The sequence below is a fragment of the Bacillus amyloliquefaciens DSM 7 = ATCC 23350 genome (genome assembly GCF_000196735.1).
In the GTDB taxonomy this organism is placed as follows: Bacteria; Bacillota; Bacilli; order Bacillales; family Bacillaceae; genus Bacillus; species Bacillus amyloliquefaciens.
In genome coordinates this window covers 654,152-671,078 of sequence record NC_014551.1, presented here as the reverse complement: position 1 = coordinate 671,078, position 16,927 = coordinate 654,152, and the positions used below count along the sequence as shown (strand labels likewise).

The following is a 16,927-nucleotide window of genomic DNA, read 5'->3' as shown; positions in this document are numbered from 1 at the left end:
CATGACGCGGGGGTTTTCCTCATTATCGCAGCGATGCTTTCAGCGCACGGACGCCGATATCGCTTCTGTAAAACAGTCCGGGTTTTGTCAGACCGGAAACGGCGCTGTACACTTTATCTCTCGCCTCTTCAAATGTCTCAGCAAATGCCGTGACATTGGCGACCCGGCCGCCGTTTGTGACAAATTGATCGCCGTCTTTTTTCGTTCCGGCATGAAAAACGGCGATCCCGTCTTCAGCGGATGTCAAACTGCCGATCGGTGTCCCTTTCGCATAGCCTTCAGGATAGCCCTCAGAAGCCAGCACAACGCTGACAGCGGCCGTATCCTTCCACCTTAGGTCAACATCCTTCTCATGAAGCAGATCCAAAAGCACCTGAATGAGGTCTGATTCCATTCTCGGCACCACAACCTGTGTTTCCGGATCACCGAAGCGCGCGTTGAATTCAATGACTTTTGATCCGTTTTCCGTCAGAATCAGCCCCGCGTACAGCACGCCTGTGAAGGAGCGTCCCTCTTTCACCATAGCTTTTGCCGCCGGCTTCACAATCGTTTCGACAGCGCTTTTGACGATGTCATCGGAAATGTGCGGCACCGGTGAGTAGGCGCCCATTCCGCCCGTATTCGGCCCTTTGTCTCCGTCGAAGGCGCGTTTATGGTCTTGGGCGATCACCATCGGATAGACGGTCTCCCCTTTTACAAACGCCATTAAGGAAAATTCTTCACCGGCGAGAAATTCTTCAATGACCACGGATGCGCTCGCCTCGCCGAATTTCTCATCCTCGAGAAAATCATGAAGGCATTCAATCGCTTCCTCTTCCGTCATCGCGACCGTCACACCTTTTCCGGCGGCAAGCCCGTCCGCTTTAATGACAATCGGCGCGCCTTTCTGCTGCACATATGCTTTCGCCTCTTCAAATGAAGTAAACGTCTCATACTCCGCCGTCGGTATACCGTATTTTTTCATTAAATCTTTCGCAAACTGTTTGCTTCCTTCAATGATTGCCGCTTGTTCGGACGGTCCGAAAACAAGGAGTCCGGCTTTTTCAAAATCGTCCGCTATCCCTTCAATGAGAGGAACCTCGGGGCCGATAATCGTCAGGCCGACATGATGTTCTTTCGCAAAGGCAATGAGTCCGGCATGATCGCTTTCTTCGATGCTGACCAGCGTCGCGCAGTCTGCCATACCGTCATTTCCGGGCGCGGCGTACACCGTGTCAGTAAGCGGGCTTTGCGCCGCTTTCCAAGCCAATGTATGCTCTCTGCCGCCTTTACCGATAATCAATACATTCACGCTTCGTACCTCCCTTAATGTTTGAAATGTCTGATGCCTGTGAAGACCATGGCGATGCCGTATTCATCCGCTTTTTTAATTGAATCTTCGTCGCGGACCGATCCGCCGGGCTGGATGATCGCCGTGACGCCCGCTTTTGCGGCTTCTTCGACCGTATCCGGCATCGGGAAAAACGCGTCTGATCCGAGCGCGCTGCCTTTTGCTTTTTCTCCGGCCTGCTCGATGGCGATTTTGGCTGAACCGACACGATTCATCTGTCCTGCACCCACACCGACCGTCATATGGTCTTTTGCAAGAACGATTGCGTTCGATTTCACGTGTTTGACGACTTTCCAAGCCAGCTTCAGATCTTCCCACTCCTGCTCGCTCGGCTCTCTTTTTGTCGGAATGCTGATTTTTGCGTCATCAAATCCGTGCACGTCTAAATCTTGAATCAAAAGGCCGCCCTGTACGGAAGTCAGCTGTTTTTCTTTCTTCCCTGCTGCATTCACGTCAAGCGTGAGCAGACGAAGATTTTTCTTCGACGTCAGCACGTTCAGCGCTTCTTCACTGAAAGAAGGGGCGATTATGATTTCTAAAAAGATGCCGTGAAGGGCTTCGGCCGTTGCCTGATCAACTTCACGGTTCAGCGCGATGATGCCGCCGAAAATGGACGTTTTGTCTGCTTCATATGCTTTATTGAACGCTTCCTCAATTGAAGCTCCCGTACCGACTCCGCATGGGTTCATATGTTTAACGGCAACAGCAGCGGGTTCTGTAAATTCCCGGACGATTTGAACGGTCGCATCCGCGTCTTTAATGTTGTTGTAAGAAAGCTCTTTGCCGTGAAGCTGTTTTGCCGCCGCAATGGAACCGGAGACAGGCAGTGCGCTTTGATAGAAAACAGCCTCTTGGTGAGGGTTTTCGCCGTAGCGGAGCGATTGTTTTTTCTCAAATGTAACGGTGAATTGCTCAGGGTCTTTCTCACCGGCCTCGTGTGTTAAGTAATCGGCGATTAATGCGTCGTATGCCGCGGTGTGGCGGAATACTTTGGCCGCAAGCTCGCGTTTTCTTTTAAGCGAAACGCCGCCGTGTTCTTTGATCTCATTGAGCACGGAGCTGTAATCGGCCGGGTCCGTGATGACCGTCACATCCTGATGGTTTTTCGATGCGGCGCGCAGCATGCCGGGACCGCCGATATCAATGTTTTCTATCGCTTCATCGTATGTCACGTCTTCTTTTGAAATCGTTTCTTTAAACGGGTAAAGGTTGACGACCACAAGATCAATGGGTGCAATGCCGTGTTCATTGATCTGCGCCATATGCTCTTCATTGTCTCTTACGGCAAGCAGGCCGCCGTGAATATTAGGATGGAGCGTTTTTAACCGTCCGTCCATAATTTCAGGAAATCCGGTCACTTCCGAAATGCCGATGACATCCACACCGTTTTCCTGGAGAAGTTTTTTTGTTCCTCCGGTCGAAATGACTTCGACGCCGAGCTCTGTCAGTTCCTTTACGAAAGGTACAAGATTTGTTTTATCAGAAACACTGATTAGTGCGCGTTTGATTGTCATGCCTTTTCACCTCTGTTATTTAGTCCCAGCAGCTGTTTCACAACGCTCGGATACCATTTGTGCTCAAGCTCGTGTATTGTATGTTCCATGTCTTCAAGCGTATCGTTTTCCTGTATCTCGAATGCTTTTTGCGCGATAATCGGTCCGGTGTCCATGCCTTCGTCGACGTAATGAACGGTAATGCCCGCCACTTTCACACCGGCACGATGCGCCTGTCCGACAGCATCAATGCCCGGAAATGCCGGGAGAAGCGACGGATGTATATTGATAATCCTGCCTCCGTATGCTTCAAGCAGCGTATCTCCGATCAGTCTCATATAGCCGGCGAGAACGATTAATTCAACCCCGTGCAGACGAAGCTGTTCAATAATGGCCCGTTCAAAGGCGGCCTTGTTTTCAAAAGCTGACGGTTCAAAGGCGAATGACGGGATATGTAAAGCCTCCGCCCTTTCCACCGCCTTTGCCTGAGGCTTGTCCGTCACGAGAAGCGATAGCTCCGCGTCCCACTTCTCTTCTCTCATGCGTTTGGCAATGGCCTCGAAGTTCGATCCGTTTCCTGAAGCAAATACCGCAAATTTTTTCATGAAAGAGCCGCACCGCCGAAAGAAATGCCTTCGCCGTGCTTGACCCGCCCGATCAAATAAGCCTTCTCGCCCTGTGCTTCAAGAGTGTCGATGACGTCTGTCAGGTTTTCTTCTTTAACGGCAAGGACAAAACCGATGCCCATGTTAAAGACGTTAAACATTTCTTCTTCTTTCAGCTTGCCGTGCTCCTGCAAAAACGGAAAAATCGGCGGGATCGGCCATGACCCGTGATCAATTTCCGCGCTCAATCCGTCCGGCAGCATCCGCGGAATGTTCTCGATGAATCCTCCGCCTGTCACATGCGCCATGCCGTCCACCTTACCGCTTTTTACCGCTTCAAGCACCGGCTTCACATATATTCTCGTCGGTTCCAGCAATTCTTCTCCGAGCGGCCGCGCAAAGGGTTCATAGACAGTATCCAAATCAAGTCCGCCGTCATCAAGAAGCACCTTTCTCACAAGGGAAAATCCGTTGCTGTGAAGGCCGCTTGAAGTAAGTCCGATTAAGAGATGCCCTTCCTCGATATGTTCACCGGTGACGATTTCGTCTTTTTCCGCGACACCGACTGAAAAGCCGGCAATATCGTATTCATCAGCCGTATAGAGCCCCGGCATTTCCGCCGTCTCACCGCCGATAAGCGCTGATCCTGACTGCTCGCAGCCATCTGCCACGCCCTGAACGATCTGCTCGATTTTTACCGGATCGGCCTTGCCGACTGCTAAATAATCAAGGAAAAACAGCGGCTCCGCTCCTTGGGCGAGCACATCATTTACACACATGGCCACCGCATCGACGCCGATCGTGTCATGCTTATCCATTGAAAAAGCGAGTTTCAGCTTGGTGCCGACACCGTCTGTTCCGGAAATTAAAACAGGCTTTTGATACGGGAGCTCTGACAGATCAAACATTCCGCCAAAACCGCCCAAGCTTCCCATAACTCCGAGCCTTTTCGTGCGCTCCACGTGTTTTTTCATTCGTTTGACGGCTTCATATCCGGCTTCGATGTCAACTCCGGCATTTTTATAAGCATCAGACATCCCTATCACTCCTTGTCAATTCGTTTCTCCTCAAAAGGCAGAAAGAGAAAGGCAGCCTGAAATCGCGCTGCCTTTATATCATTTTCAGACTTTATTTTGTCAGCACTGCTTCTTTTACGTGAGGAAGCACTGTATCCTGATAAATTTCCGTCGGATATTTGCCCGTAAAACAAGCGAGGCATTGTCCGCAATTGGTGTCTTCAAATTTCCGGCCGACTCCTTTTAACAATCCGTCTACACTTAAGAAAGAAAGCGTGTCGGCGCCGATAATCTGGCGGATTTCTTCGACTGAATGTGAGGAAGCAATCAGCTCCTCATGGGTCGATGTGTCGATGCCGTAGAAGCAAGGATGGGCGATCGGAGGCGAACTGATCTTTACATGCACCTCTGTCGCTCCCGCTTCTCGGAGCATTGTGACAATACGGCGGCTTGTCGTCCCGCGCACGATGGAATCATCAACCATGACGACCCGTTTTCCTTCAACAACACCGCGGACGGCTGACAGCTTCATTCTTACTCCTTGCTCACGAAGAGCTTGAGACGGCTGGATAAACGTTCTGCCGACGTAACGGTTTTTAATAAGACCGAGTTCGTACGGAATGCCCGTTGCCTCGGCATAGCCGATAGCTGCGGAAATACTAGAATCAGGCACGCCTGTGACGACATCCGCTTCAATCGCGGACTCTTGAGCAAGCATTTTCCCGAGGCTTTTCCGGGCGCTGTGCACGTTAATACCGTCGATATTGCTGTCCGGACGAGAAAAATAGATATACTCCATGCTGCAGATAGAACGGTTGATATTCATGGAGAAACGCTCTGATTTCAAGCCTTCATCGTTTATGATAAGCATTTCGCCCGGTTCTACGTCGCGAAGGTACGTCGCGCCGACCACATCAAATGCGCATGTTTCTGATGCGACGACGTAAGCGTCACCGAGCATGCCGAGTGAAAGCGGTCTGAGTCCGTTCGGGTCAAGCGCTACAATCATTTCTGTTTCTGTCATGATTAAAAAGGCGTAAGCGCCTTTCAGCATGGATAGCGAATTTTTGATCTGATCCTTCAGTGAAAAGTGGCCGCTGCGTTTAATCAGGTGAGCCAGCACTTCCGTATCGGAGGAAGTCTGAAAGATGCTCCCTTGGTTTTCCAGCTGCTGCTTCAATTGTGTGGCATTGACCAGGTTGCCGTTATGGGCGAGCGCGAGACTGCCGTTGTTTTGCGAACGGAACAGGAGCGGCTGGACATTTTCATATCCGCCGCCGCCGGCCGTCGCATAGCGGACGTGACCGATCGCGCCTTTGCCTTTCACTTTGCTCAGTTCGCCGTTTTGAAAAACTTCGGTAATAAGCCCCTGCCCTTTATGAGCCGTCAGTTTTTGGCCGTCGGTCGCCACGATGCCGGCGCCCTCCTGCCCTCTGTGCTGCAGGCTGTGCAGGCCGTAATACGTAATCTGCGGAGCCTCTTCATGCCCCCAGATGCCAAACACACCGCATTCTTCATTCAGGCCTTTGATTTCAGCAAGCATGGAATAGCTCCTTTCCACGCGCGCTCAAGTTCTTTCGTTTGCGCGTGAACCAATTGTTGTCCTTCTTGGCTTCGGATCGTCAACTGTCCGTCCCCTGTCACTTCACCGATATGAATGGCATCTGCCGCAGCCGCTTCAAACGCCGCCTTGTTTTCTTCCTTTACGGAAACGACGAAGCGGGATTGAGACTCACTGAACAAAAGAGCTGCTTCATTAAATGCCGTGATGTTTGCGCCGAGTCCGTCTGTCGTCATGACGCTTTCTGCAATCGCCACAGCCAAGCCGCCTTCTGACACGTCATGCGCAGATTGGACCAGACCTTGTTTAATGGCGTCCAGAAGCGATGTTTGGCGGGCTTTTTCAACGTCAAGATCAATTTCGGGCGCTTTGCCATAGATTTTCCCTTCAGTCATTTTCTGAAGTTCACTTCCTGCATACTCAGGCTTCGTTTCACCGATGACGTAAATCAAGTCCCCCGCCGCTTTGACATGCTGTGTCGTAATATGAGCCGTATCTTCGATTAACCCGACCATACCGATGACCGGCGTCGGATAGATGGCCGTGCCGTTCGATTCATTATAAAGTGATACGTTTCCGCCGATGACAGGTGTGCTGAGAACATTGCACGCCTCGCTGATGCCGTCGGCCGCTTTTTCGATCTGCCAGAAAATTTCAGGTTTTTCCGGGTTTCCGAAATTCAGATTATCCGTGACCGCAAGCGGCTCGGCACCGGAGCAAACGATGTTGCGCGCCGCTTCGGCAACGGCGATTTTTCCGCCTTCTTCAGGATCGAGATACAAATAGCGGGCGTTGCAATCCGTCGTCATTGCCAGCGCTTTTTTCGTACCGCGGATTCTGAGCACTCCCGCGTCAGAGCCCGGAGCCACCACCGTGTTCGTGCGCACCATGTAATCATATTGATCGTACACCCACTCTTTGCTCGCAATTGTCGGCTGCTGCAGCAGGGCAAAAAGCGTCTCTGTCGCGTCTTTTACTTCAGGCGCGGGAACTTCAGTTTCCTGAAACTCGCGGTAGTACGCGGGTTCTGCTGACGGCTTATGATATACAGGGGCTTCTTCCGCCAGCGCGTCGGCCGGAAGCTCGCAAACAACCTCTCCGTTATGGCGGAGGCGGAGCATTTTATCATCCGTGACATGACCCACGGAAACCGCTTCAAGATCATATTTATTAAAAATATCGACAATTTCCTGTTCACGTCCGCGTTCAATGACGAGAAGCATGCGTTCCTGAGACTCGGAAAGCATCATTTCGTAAGCGGTCATACCCGTTTCCCGCTGCGGAATGAGATCAAGGTTCATTTCAATGCCGGAACCGGCTTTGCTTGCCATTTCAGCGCTTGAACTTGTCAGACCGGCCGCTCCCATATCCTGAATGCCGACTAACGCGTCACACTGGATGACTTCCAGGCAGGCTTCAAGAAGAAGCTTTTCCATGAAAGGATCGCCGACCTGCACTGCTGAGCGTTTTTCTTCAGATGAATCTGACATTTCTTCAGATGCGAAAGTAGCGCCGTGAATGCCGTCGCGTCCCGTCTTAGCGCCGACGTACATAACCGTGTTGCCGACGCCTTTCGCCTGGCCTTTTTTAATATCCTTATGATCAATTAGGCCGACGCACATGGCATTGACAAGCGGATTGCCCTCATAGCTTGCGTCAAACTGAACTTCCCCGCCGACCGTCGGAATGCCGATACAGTTTCCGTATCCCGCGATTCCCGCCACTACTTCTTCAAACAAGTACTTCACACGCGGTGAAGTGAGTTCACCAAATCGAAGAGAGTTTAATACAGCTATCGGACGGGCGCCCATTGAGAAAACGTCACGGATGATGCCGCCCACTCCCGTCGCAGCACCCTGGTACGGCTCAAGCGCTGACGGGTGGTTATGCGATTCAATTTTGAACACAACCGCCTGATTGTCACCGATGTCAACGATCCCCGCGCCTTCTCCGGGACCTTGCAGCACGCGTTCGCCGGTTGTCGGGAATTTGCGTAAAATCGGCTTAGAATTTTTATAGCTGCAGTGCTCTGACCACATCACGGAAAAAATCCCGATTTCCGTGTAGTTTGGCAATCTTCCGATAATAGATTCAATGAGTGCGAACTCGTCATCACTGACACCCATTTGCTGATAGAGTTTCTCTTCTTTTATTTGTTCTTTACTTGGTTCAAGCAGTAGCGACATGAGTTTCCCTCCAATTTTTCACGATAGACTGGAACAATGTAAGACCGTCTGCGCTGCCGAGCAGGTCATCGACCGCGCGCTCCGGGTGAGGCATCATGCCTAATACGTTGCCTTTCTCATTCACGACGCCGGCAATGCCGCTGACGCTTCCGTTAATATCGCCGCCGTATGTGAAAGCGATTTGATTGTTTTCTTTTAATCTTTCAAGCGTTTCGTCATCACAGTAGAAATTGCCTTCGCCGTGGGCAACGGGAATCGTAATCGATTGTCCCTCTTTGTAGGAAGAAGTGAACATTGTTTCGCCGTTCTGCACGATTAATTCAACCGGGCGGCAAATGAATTTTAAATCTTTATTGCGTCTCATGGCGCCGGGCAGCAGTCCGAGCTCCTGCAGAATCTGGAATCCGTTGCAGACGCCGAGAACCGGTTTTCCTTCAGCAGCCGCTCTTTTCACGGCCGGCATGATGTTGGCGAATCTGGCGATGGCGCCGCATCTCAGGTAGTCGCCGTAAGAAAAGCCGCCGGGGATGAGCACGCCGTCAAACCCGTCAAGGCTTGTTTCCTCGTGCCAGACATACTCGACTTCTTCGCCAAGTTCGTCCTTTACGGCGTGATACATATCAATATCGCAGTTAGAGCCGGGTAACACAATCACCGCAAATTTCACTGTGCGACAACCTCCTCAACTTCATATCGGTAGTCTTCAATGACTGTATTGGCAAGGAGCTTCTCACACATTTCTTTAACGAGTTCATCAAGATCGCGGTCTGATTTTTCCAGCGTCAGCTCCATGTATTTTCCGATGCGCACATCCTGCACTTCATTGTAGGTCATACTGTGCAATGCATGCTGCACCGCGTTTCCTTGAGGATCAAGCACACTTTCTTTTAAGCTGACATAAACTTTCACTTTATACATTATGAATTGCCTCCCAGTCTTTTGAAAATCTCTTCATATGCGTCGGTTAAGCTTCCCAGGTTCCGTCTGAACAAATCTTTATCGAGCTTTTCGTTCGTGTCTTTGTCCCACAGCCGGCACGTGTCAGGAGAAATCTCATCCGCTAAAAGCACCCGTCCCTCTGCGTCTAAGCCGAATTCCAGCTTGAAATCTATTAATCTGACACCGCAGTCTTCAAAAATATGCTGCAGCTCTTTATTCACCTGTCTTGTAATTGATTTGATCGTTTCCACCTGTTCGGATGAAGCCGCTTTTAACAGCCAGATATGATCTTCGGTTATGAGCGGATCACCGAGTGCGTCATCTTTATAGTAAAATTCGATAATCGGCTGCGGAAGCTCTGTTCCTTCCGGGATACCGAGGCGTTTCGACATGCCCCCGGCGGCAATGTTTCTGACCACGACTTCAAGCGGTATGATGCTTACTTTTTTGATAAGCTGCTCTGATTCTGAAACACGCTCCACAAAATGGTTGTCAATTCCTTTGGCGTGCAGATGTTTGAAGATCAGGCTTGAAATTTCATTGTTCAGACGTCCCTTTCCAGTGATCTCCGCTTTTTTCTCGCCGTTAAAGGCTGTTGCGGAATCCTTGTAGACCACACGGAGAATCTGTTCGTCTTCAGTTTGATAAATTCGTTTCGCTTTTCCTTCATAAAGAAGATTATTTTTCGCAATATTCACGGAAGTCCTCCTAACCCGAATGTTGGGAATATTCAATCTATGGGGGGGGCTGAAGAAGCCGCCTCCGGCTGGCTTCTTCTATAAACCTAAACGATCAAAGATCAAGTCGACGTTCTTCAAATGATAATTGTAGTCAAAGCAATCGGCAATCTGTTCCGGTGTAAGACGGGACGTGATTTTTTCCTCCGCTTCGACAAGCTGACGGAACGGCACTTGTTTTTCCCACGCTTCCATCGCTTTCGGCTGAACCGTGTCATATGCTTCTTCACGTGGCAGACCCGTGTCAATTAAAGCGAGCAGCACGCGCTGAGAATAGATTAAACCCAGTGTGCGGTCCATGTTGCGTTTCATATTTTCCGGGAATACCGTTAAGTTTTTGACGATATTGCTGAAACGGTTCAGCATGAAATTCAGCGCGGTTGTCGCGTCAGGAAGAATGATGCGCTCAGCTGATGAGTGAGAAATATCACGCTCATGCCATAACGGAACATTTTCGTACGCCGTCAGCATATAGCCGCGGATCACGCGCGCCATGCCCGTCATATTTTCAGACCCGATCGGATTCCGTTTATGAGGCATAGCCGATGAGCCTTTTTGTCCTTTTGCAAAAAATTCTTCCACTTCCCGTGTTTCACTCTTTTGCAGACCGCGGATTTCCACTGCGAATTTTTCAATGCTCGTCGCGATCAGGGCAAGTGCAGCCATGTAATCCGCATGACGGTCGCGCTGTAATGTCTGAGTGGAGATCGGCGCCGCTTTCAGGCCAAGTTTTTCACAGACATACTGCTCTACGAACGGATCAATATTTGCATATGTGCCGACCGCGCCGGAAAGCTTCCCGACTTCGATTCCTTCTTTTGCCTGCTTGAAACGTTCAAGGTTGCGTTTCATTTCTTCGTGCCAAAGCGCGAGCTTCAGGCCAAATGTCGTCGGTTCTGCGTGTACGCCGTGCGTGCGGCCCATCATGACCGTGTATTTATGTTCTTTCGCTTTTTCTTTTATAATGTCAACAAATCTCTCAATGTCCTTGAGTAAAATCTCATTCGCCTGTTTTAATAGATAGGAAAGAGCGGTATCCACGACATCTGTTGACGTCAGGCCGTAGTGAACCCATTTTCTTTCTTCGCCTAACGATTCTGAAACCGCGCGTGTGAATGCCACGACGTCATGGCGCGTATCCTGCTCGATTTCCAAAATGCGGTTAATGTCGAAAGACGCGTTTTCGCGCATGACTTTGACGTCTTCTTTCGGAATGACGCCAAGTTCAGCCCAGGCTTCACAGGCTAAAATCTCAACTTCCAGCCATGCCTGGTATCTGTTTTCGTCCGTCCAGATCGCGGACATTTCAGGTCTTGAATAACGTTCGATCATTATGCTCGTCCTCCGTCTCTTTTCATCCATATGTTCGTGATGTCCTGAATCCATTTTTCATCAGGCTCCCGCAAAAATGTCATATGCCCCATTTTGCGGCCTTTTTTAATCTCATGTTTTCCGTACAGGTACAGTTTGGCTTCCTTCAAAAGCTCCGGATGCTCCTCCGCCAGCTTCACTTCATCACCGAGAAGATTCACCATCATCCCCGGTTTGAGCAGATCGGTTCTGCCGAGAGGAAGTCCGCAGACCGCTCTGATGTGCTGTTCGAACTGGCTCGTTTCACAAAGATCGAGCGTATAATGCCCTGAATTGTGAGGACGGGGCGCCAATTCATTAATCAAAAGGTCTCCGTCTTCCGTGACGAACATTTCCACCGCAAGCGGTCCGACGAGCTCCAGTTTCTCCGCGAGCTGAACGGCAAGCGCCTCTGCCCGCTTTTGAACCGTTTCCTCCGCTCTCGCGGGCACGATGCTTTGGAACAGGATATTATGGTGGTGGATATTTTCAGCAGCTGGAAAGGTTGAAATCTCTCCGTGCACCGATCTCGTCACGATAACGGAAAGCTCCATTCGGAATGACACCCAGCTTTCAAGTATGCACGCGCCGTTTTCTAACAGTGCGGCCGCTTCATCTGTCTGTCCTTTTTCCTTAATGACAAATTGGCCTTTGCCGTCATATCCGCCCCGGCATGTTTTCAGCACCGCCGGAAGTCCCAATGACTGAACGGCTTCCTCAAGCTCCCGTCTGCTGTTTACGATCCGATAAGGAGCGACCTGACATCCAGCTGACTGGATCGCCTTTTTTTCCGTTTCCCTGTTTTGGGTGATGAGCAGCAGCTCGCTTCCCTGGGGAAGATATGCATGTTCTTTGAGCCAGTTGAGCGCCTCGTAATCAATATTTTCAAATTCGTAGGTAATGATGTCACTGACACCGGCCAATTTTTGAATCGCTTCACGGTCATTGTACTGGGCGGTAATCTCAATATCGGCGATCTGTCCGCATGGCGAGTCTTTTACGGGATCGACGACTGCGACTTTATACCCCATCTGTTTTGCGGCGACAGCCATCATTTTTCCGAGCTGTCCGCCTCCGATAATGCCGATGACGGCGCCGGGAAAAATCGTTTTTTTATCAGACAAGCTGATCACTGCTTTCCAGCACCGTTTGTTTTGTCGCATTTCTTCTCGCCTCTAGTTTATCCGCAATGTCATCGTCAAATGCCGACAAAATTTGCGCAGCTAACAGACCCGCGTTCACTGCGCCCGCTTTTCCGATCGCTGTCGTCGCGACCGGCACGCCGCCGGGCATCTGTACGATAGACAGAAGAGAATCAAGCCCGTTAAGCGATTTTGTCTGAACCGGAACACCGATCACCGGCAGTGTCGTTTTGGCCGCCGTCATTCCCGGCAGATGCGCCGCTCCTCCGGCTCCGGCAATAATGACTTTTAAGCCCCTGCTTCTGGCGCTTTCTGCATATTCAAACATCAAATCAGGCGTCCGATGCGCGGATACCACCTGTTTTTCATAAGGAATGTGAAGTTCGTCAAGTATGTCGCATGCATGTTTCATTGTCTCCCAATCGGAGGTGCTTCCCATGATGATTCCTGCTAGCGGCTGCATTCTGTTCCCACCTTCTCATGCTTTGTTTTTCAGAAAAAAAAGCCCGGCTCGTATTGCACTATGAGGAAGCAATACAAACCGGGCATGGCGCGTATCGGCAGTCGTTCGCTTCTGCGATATCCATGTCAGCTGTTTATCACTTTCCTGCATAGTCCGGCCGTTTACGGCAGCCGGGTAGAAACTTATGGGCCATATTCCCAAGATTATATGAGGTCGTGTTTTGATTTCATGTTTATCTTAACAACGGACTTGGATAATGTCAACGACATTATCGAACGATATAAAAATTCTTTCTTTTAATGTTCGTGTTTAGATCAATTTCCCTTCAAATACGATTTTTCTCCCGCAAGGAACGACTTGAATTGATCCATTTTCTTTCTTTTCTGTAAAGATCGGCTCTTCCATCCGCCGGACGGGCATATAGCCCTCTTCCTTCATTAAAGTGAGAATGGTGTCGATCGTTTCATGTTCCGTTACTTCAAACCGTTTCTTTTTTGGCTTTGTCATTCCTTAATTCTCCTCTTCTTCACTGCTTTCACCCAGAATCCGCCGTGGATCGTTTTGGGCTCAAAGGCGATGATAAACGCTTTTTCATCAAGCGTTTTAATCGTATCATAAAGCTGAAGCTCATATTTGCGCGGCGTCAGAATCTGCATGGCGGTCCGGTCTCCTTCAAGTCCGCCCGCCACCCAGCTTGTGACCCCGTATCCTTTTTCCCGAAGCTGTTTCGGCAGGTCCAGATCAAGCTCTTTCGTAATGACGTTGACTGTAATATAGCCGAGCGCCAGTTTTTCTTCAATTTTCATACCCACTATGACGCCGAGGCCGTAGCCGAGCGCATAGGCAATGACATTTTGAATTTGATTCAGATTGCCGAGCACGAGACTCAAGCCGGTCACATACACAAGGATTTCAATTGTACTGATGCCTGCGGCGAAATAGCGCTGCCCTTTTAAGGTAAGGATCATCCTGATCGTAAAAAAAGAGACATATATAATGTTAATGATGAGAATAATGAGAACCATACCTATACCGTTGGATAAAATCGTCTGCATCATTGATTCCCCCTCCTCTGATCTTTGAAAAAACTGACCGGGACGGCCGCGTCAATCTTTCAAGTTAAGGATAGTTTACCCTCTTTTGATCATTTTCAAAAGAAAAAAAAGCCCGCCCCGGAAGGCAGACTTTCAAACTCTTATCAGTGAAGCTCAGCTTTTTTCAATCGTTTGACGGCTTCATATTCCTTTTCTAGTTCACTCAGCGTATATCCGGACAGTTCCTGAACATGGTTTTGATAAAACCCTGAACGGATCAGCTTTGTCCTCAGATGCTGTTTTTTCCGATTAATGGCTTCTCGCAACAACGGGGCCATCCTCATCATCCTTTCCGAATCATAAAGATTAATGCCGTTTTCAACTTGCTGTTGCTCCCATCATATATCGGACGGCTGCTCAAAACAACACGCTTTATTAGAAATATTTGTAAACATTGTGAAAGACAAATTTCGACTTATAAAGGAATCAGCGAGGCGGTAAAGTACTCTGAAATAAGCGGCCATGTCACAGCCGTAAAGACGAGCATGATGATGACTGCCGCAGTAATACAGTACATCACGTCAGCCGCAGGCTTTTCAGCCGATTTGTACAGGATCTGCACAAACTGCACCATTGCCGAGACGGCCAGAAACAAGGTCAGCGCCGTAAACACCACGGTGATGACCGGCAGATTCAATATCGCGAAAATCATCCATACTATAGAGCAGGCGACAGCCGGAACCAAAAGCGAACCGACTCCAGCCGCCGCATCCCGCATCGTAATTTTCTGTTTCATCATATAGCGTGATACAAGCCAGACCGCGCCGGCCGCAGCTGCAAAAAAGACGAGCGAATACACGAGAACGATGGTAAAGCCGTCAAAAAACGTATGATGCCGTTCCCCGTAACCGAGCGGTCTCTGCTGGCTTGCCCTCAGCTGAAACCAATTTCCGATTGAGAAAAAGATACTGAATACAAGCATTGAAATAAGAGCATATTTAAAGCGGTAAAAGCCGTCTTCCCCAACGACCTTTACCGGTGATGTCAAAATGCGCAGCGCGAAACGGCAATAACGTTTGACCGCAGCCCAAGCAGAAGCGAGTTTTTCCGTAAAAGCCGGAGCCGGGCGCCGTTCCTTTTCTTTTTTCTTTTGTTTTTGATAACGTCCCGCATTTCTGGACATTCTCGACAGCGGTTCTTCATCAGTTCCCTGATGCTGTTTTTCTTCTTCCAACGTTTCTTTTCTTTCTTCCGTCATGTCAGCAACTCCTATCAAAAAAATACGGCGGAATTTGTTAAACAAGAAAATAAAACACTTATATAAGGTACCGAAGCGTCCTTAAACAGTCAAGCGGTTTCTTCACCCGGACACCCATATGACGTTTTATCTTATGTATTGGTTTTACGGAATAGGACAAAAACAAAAAACCGGCTGTCTTCAGCCGGTTTTTCCGTTATTTCAAGAAGATGAAATACAGTATAAAGATAACGAACAGCCCGTACATAATCGGGTGAACGCTTTTTCCTTTTCCTTTGCAGATCATTGTAATCGGGTAGAAAATAAAGCCGATCGCAATCCCCGTCGCAATGCTGTATGTCAGCGGCATCATAATCATCGTTAAGAATGCCGGCACAGCCACCTCGAATTTATCCCAGGCGATTTTACCGAGCGGCGCCACCATCAGCGCGCCGACAATAATTAAAGCCGGAGCCGTCACATTCGTAGTGACAACTGACAGAAGCGGCGAGAAAAACATCGCCAGTAAAAAGAGAATGCCCGTCACAACAGCCGCGAATCCGGAACGCGCTCCCGCCGCAACGCCTGAGCTTGATTCAACATAAGAAGTCGTTGTAGACGTACCGAGCACCGCTCCGATAACGATTGAAGTTGAATCCGCAAGAAGCGCTCTCCCCGCACGCGGAAGTTTGTTTTCCTTCATCAGCCCTGCCTGTGTCGCCACAGCCACCAGCGTTCCGGCCGTATCGAAAAACCCGACGAACAAGAAAGTTAAAATGACAATCAGCATTTGGACGGAGAAGATATCCGGAAGGTGCATCCACGCCTGTCCGAAAGTCGGCGCAAGACTCGGCACACTGCCGACAATGTGCGTCGGAACCGGAATCAGCCCGCAGATCATGCCGGCAACCGCCGTCAGAAGCATTCCGATAAACACGCCGCCGTTTACGCGAAGCACCATCAGAATGACCGTCACAATGACACCGAAAACCGTCAGAAGCACAGGACCGCTGTGAATATTGCCGATAGACACCAAGGTCGATGAGTTCGCTTCAATAATGCCGGAACCTTGCAAACCGACAAATGTGATGAATAAACCGATACCAGCGCCGACCGCCAATTTCAGCTCGGGCGGAATTGCATTAATGATTTTTTCCCGCAATCCCGTCAGCGAAAGCGCCACGAAAATAATTCCGGAAATCAAAACGCCGGAAAGCGCAGCCTGCCAGGAAATTCCCATACCGAGTACGACAGAGAAAGCAAAAAACGCGTTTAACCCCATACCCGGCGCAATCGCAATCGGATACTTTGCTATCAGCCCCATTAAAATACAGCCGGCCGCAGACGCAAGGGCTGTAGCGGTGAACACCGCGCCTTGATCAATTTTTAATGCTTCCGGAAATCCCTTCACACCGTTTAAAGACAATGTCAGCGGATTGACGAACAGAATGTACGCCATTGACAAAAAGGTCGTTAAACCGCCGATGATTTCATTACGATAGCTTGTCCCCAGCTCATCAAACTGAAAAAATTGCTTCAAGCCAATTGCCTCCTTCATTCTCTCCCATTTATTCTGCCCGTTATCCGCCAAATAAAAAACGCCCCAAATACATTGGGACGCTTGACTACATACGTTCAGTCTGAATAAATAAGAATGGATTATTTATATCAAACGATTGAGATTGATCCGTAGTCAAGCCATTTACGGTAGCTTGGTAGAAACTTGCGAGCCATATCCCCGCCATTATACGATATCTGCATATTTGATTTCTGAGTCTATTGTATCAATACAATTTTGAAAACTCAATATAAAAAACGAACAATCCCGTTAAAA

17 protein-coding genes and 2 riboswitches are annotated in these 16,927 nt (G+C 49.4%); all 17 genes read right to left on the bottom strand.

Annotated elements, in window-relative coordinates:
- Window positions 1-22 precede the first annotated feature (22 nt).
- Window positions 23-1,291, bottom strand: a complete 1,269-nt coding sequence (gene purD, locus BAMF_RS23750; RefSeq protein WP_013351285.1) for a phosphoribosylamine--glycine ligase — start codon at window positions 1,289-1,291, stop codon at window positions 23-25.
- 14 nt (window positions 1,292-1,305) lie between these two features.
- Window positions 1,306-2,844 (bottom strand): bifunctional phosphoribosylaminoimidazolecarboxamide formyltransferase/IMP cyclohydrolase, encoded by a 1,539-nt coding sequence (purH, locus tag BAMF_RS23745; RefSeq protein WP_013351284.1) that lies wholly within the window; start codon window positions 2,842-2,844, stop codon window positions 1,306-1,308.
- Window positions 2,841-3,428 carry a phosphoribosylglycinamide formyltransferase gene (gene purN / locus BAMF_RS23740; protein WP_013351283.1) on the bottom strand — a complete coding sequence of 196 codons (588 nt, stop codon included), beginning with the start codon at window positions 3,426-3,428 and terminating at the stop codon, window positions 2,841-2,843. The genes purH and purN overlap by 4 nt, the downstream gene beginning before the upstream one ends.
- Window positions 3,425-4,465, bottom strand: a complete 1,041-nt coding sequence (purM, locus tag BAMF_RS23735) for a phosphoribosylformylglycinamidine cyclo-ligase (RefSeq protein WP_013351282.1) — start codon at window positions 4,463-4,465, stop codon at window positions 3,425-3,427. The genes purN and purM overlap by 4 nt, the downstream gene beginning before the upstream one ends.
- A gap of 91 nt (window positions 4,466-4,556) precedes the next feature.
- Entirely contained in the window at window positions 4,557-5,987 is a 1,431-nt protein-coding gene (purF, locus tag BAMF_RS23730) for an amidophosphoribosyltransferase (protein ID WP_013351281.1), read from the bottom strand.
- Window positions 5,963-8,191, bottom strand: a complete 2,229-nt coding sequence (purL, locus tag BAMF_RS23725; protein WP_013351280.1) for a phosphoribosylformylglycinamidine synthase subunit PurL — start codon at window positions 8,189-8,191, stop codon at window positions 5,963-5,965. Before purL ends, purF begins: the two co-directional genes overlap by 25 nt.
- Window positions 8,175-8,858 (bottom strand): phosphoribosylformylglycinamidine synthase subunit PurQ, encoded by a 684-nt coding sequence (purQ, locus tag BAMF_RS23720; RefSeq protein WP_013351279.1) that lies wholly within the window; start codon window positions 8,856-8,858, stop codon window positions 8,175-8,177. The genes purL and purQ overlap by 17 nt, the downstream gene beginning before the upstream one ends.
- Entirely contained in the window at window positions 8,855-9,109 is a 255-nt protein-coding gene (gene purS / locus BAMF_RS23715) for a phosphoribosylformylglycinamidine synthase subunit PurS (RefSeq protein ID WP_013351278.1), read from the bottom strand. The genes purQ and purS overlap by 4 nt, the downstream gene beginning before the upstream one ends.
- On the bottom strand, window positions 9,109-9,828 hold the full coding sequence (gene purC, locus BAMF_RS23710; protein ID WP_013351277.1) for a phosphoribosylaminoimidazolesuccinocarboxamide synthase: 720 nt from the start codon (window positions 9,826-9,828) through the stop codon (window positions 9,109-9,111). The genes purS and purC overlap by 1 nt, the downstream gene beginning before the upstream one ends.
- A gap of 78 nt (window positions 9,829-9,906) precedes the next feature.
- Window positions 9,907-11,199 (bottom strand): adenylosuccinate lyase, encoded by a 1,293-nt coding sequence (gene purB, locus BAMF_RS23705; protein WP_013351276.1) that lies wholly within the window; start codon window positions 11,197-11,199, stop codon window positions 9,907-9,909.
- A complete protein-coding gene (purK, locus tag BAMF_RS23700) occupies window positions 11,199-12,380 on the bottom strand; it encodes a 5-(carboxyamino)imidazole ribonucleotide synthase (protein WP_013351275.1) in 1,182 nt (393 codons plus the stop codon). Before purK ends, purB begins: the two co-directional genes overlap by 1 nt.
- Window positions 12,334-12,822 carry a 5-(carboxyamino)imidazole ribonucleotide mutase gene (gene purE / locus BAMF_RS23695; protein WP_013351274.1) on the bottom strand — a complete coding sequence of 163 codons (489 nt, stop codon included), beginning with the start codon at window positions 12,820-12,822 and terminating at the stop codon, window positions 12,334-12,336. The genes purK and purE overlap by 47 nt, the downstream gene beginning before the upstream one ends.
- A 129-nt stretch (window positions 12,823-12,951) precedes the next feature.
- Window positions 12,952-13,053, bottom strand: a riboswitch (purine riboswitch).
- Between the two features lie 78 nt (window positions 13,054-13,131).
- Window positions 13,132-13,329, bottom strand: coding sequence for an NETI motif-containing protein (locus BAMF_RS23690; protein WP_013351273.1), 198 nt, complete (start codon window positions 13,327-13,329; stop codon window positions 13,132-13,134).
- Entirely contained in the window at window positions 13,326-13,880 is a 555-nt protein-coding gene (locus BAMF_RS23685; RefSeq protein ID WP_013351272.1) for a DUF2179 domain-containing protein, read from the bottom strand. The genes BAMF_RS23690 and BAMF_RS23685 overlap by 4 nt, the downstream gene beginning before the upstream one ends.
- Before the next feature lie 140 nt (window positions 13,881-14,020).
- Complete coding sequence (locus tag BAMF_RS40570) at window positions 14,021-14,194, bottom strand: Fur-regulated basic protein FbpA (RefSeq protein ID WP_012116994.1); 174 nt, start codon at window positions 14,192-14,194, stop codon at window positions 14,021-14,023.
- 137 nt (window positions 14,195-14,331) lie between these two features.
- Entirely contained in the window at window positions 14,332-15,114 is a 783-nt protein-coding gene (locus BAMF_RS23680; protein ID WP_013351271.1) for a hypothetical protein, read from the bottom strand.
- Between the two features lie 196 nt (window positions 15,115-15,310).
- Window positions 15,311-16,633: an NCS2 family permease gene (locus tag BAMF_RS23675; protein ID WP_003155780.1), complete on the bottom strand. Its 1,323-nt coding sequence runs from the start codon at window positions 16,631-16,633 to the stop codon at window positions 15,311-15,313.
- 130 nt (window positions 16,634-16,763) lie between these two features.
- Window positions 16,764-16,865, bottom strand: a riboswitch (purine riboswitch).
- Between the last annotated feature and the right edge of the window lie 62 nt (window positions 16,866-16,927).

Excerpts from the sequence above, each read along its gene's own strand:
- purB (WP_013351276.1), bottom strand. The coding sequence starts at position 11,199 with ATGATCGAACGTTATTCAAGACCTGAAATGTCCGCGATCTGGACGGAC.
- purL (WP_013351280.1), bottom strand. The coding sequence starts at position 8,191 with ATGTCGCTACTGCTTGAACCAAGTAAAGAACAAATAAAAGAAGAGAAA.
- BAMF_RS23690 (WP_013351273.1), bottom strand. The coding sequence starts at position 13,329 with ATGACAAAGCCAAAAAAGAAACGGTTTGAAGTAACGGAACATGAAACG.
- purF (WP_013351281.1), bottom strand. The coding sequence starts at position 5,987 with ATGCTTGCTGAAATCAAAGGCCTGAATGAAGAATGCGGTGTGTTTGGC.
- purH (WP_013351284.1), bottom strand. The coding sequence starts at position 2,844 with ATGACAATCAAACGCGCACTAATCAGTGTTTCTGATAAAACAAATCTT.
- purM (WP_013351282.1), bottom strand. The coding sequence starts at position 4,465 with ATGTCTGATGCTTATAAAAATGCCGGAGTTGACATCGAAGCCGGATAT.
- BAMF_RS40570 (WP_012116994.1), bottom strand. The coding sequence starts at position 14,194 with ATGGCCCCGTTGTTGCGAGAAGCCATTAATCGGAAAAAACAGCATCTG.
- purS (WP_013351278.1), bottom strand. The coding sequence starts at position 9,109 with ATGTATAAAGTGAAAGTTTATGTCAGCTTAAAAGAAAGTGTGCTTGAT.
- BAMF_RS23685 (WP_013351272.1), bottom strand. The coding sequence starts at position 13,880 with ATGATGCAGACGATTTTATCCAACGGTATAGGTATGGTTCTCATTATT.
- purE (WP_013351274.1), bottom strand. The coding sequence starts at position 12,822 with ATGCAGCCGCTAGCAGGAATCATCATGGGAAGCACCTCCGATTGGGAG.
- purK (WP_013351275.1), bottom strand. The coding sequence starts at position 12,380 with ATGCGACAAAACAAACGGTGCTGGAAAGCAGTGATCAGCTTGTCTGAT.
- purN (WP_013351283.1), bottom strand. The coding sequence starts at position 3,428 with ATGAAAAAATTTGCGGTATTTGCTTCAGGAAACGGATCGAACTTCGAG.
- BAMF_RS23680 (WP_013351271.1), bottom strand. The coding sequence starts at position 15,114 with ATGACGGAAGAAAGAAAAGAAACGTTGGAAGAAGAAAAACAGCATCAG.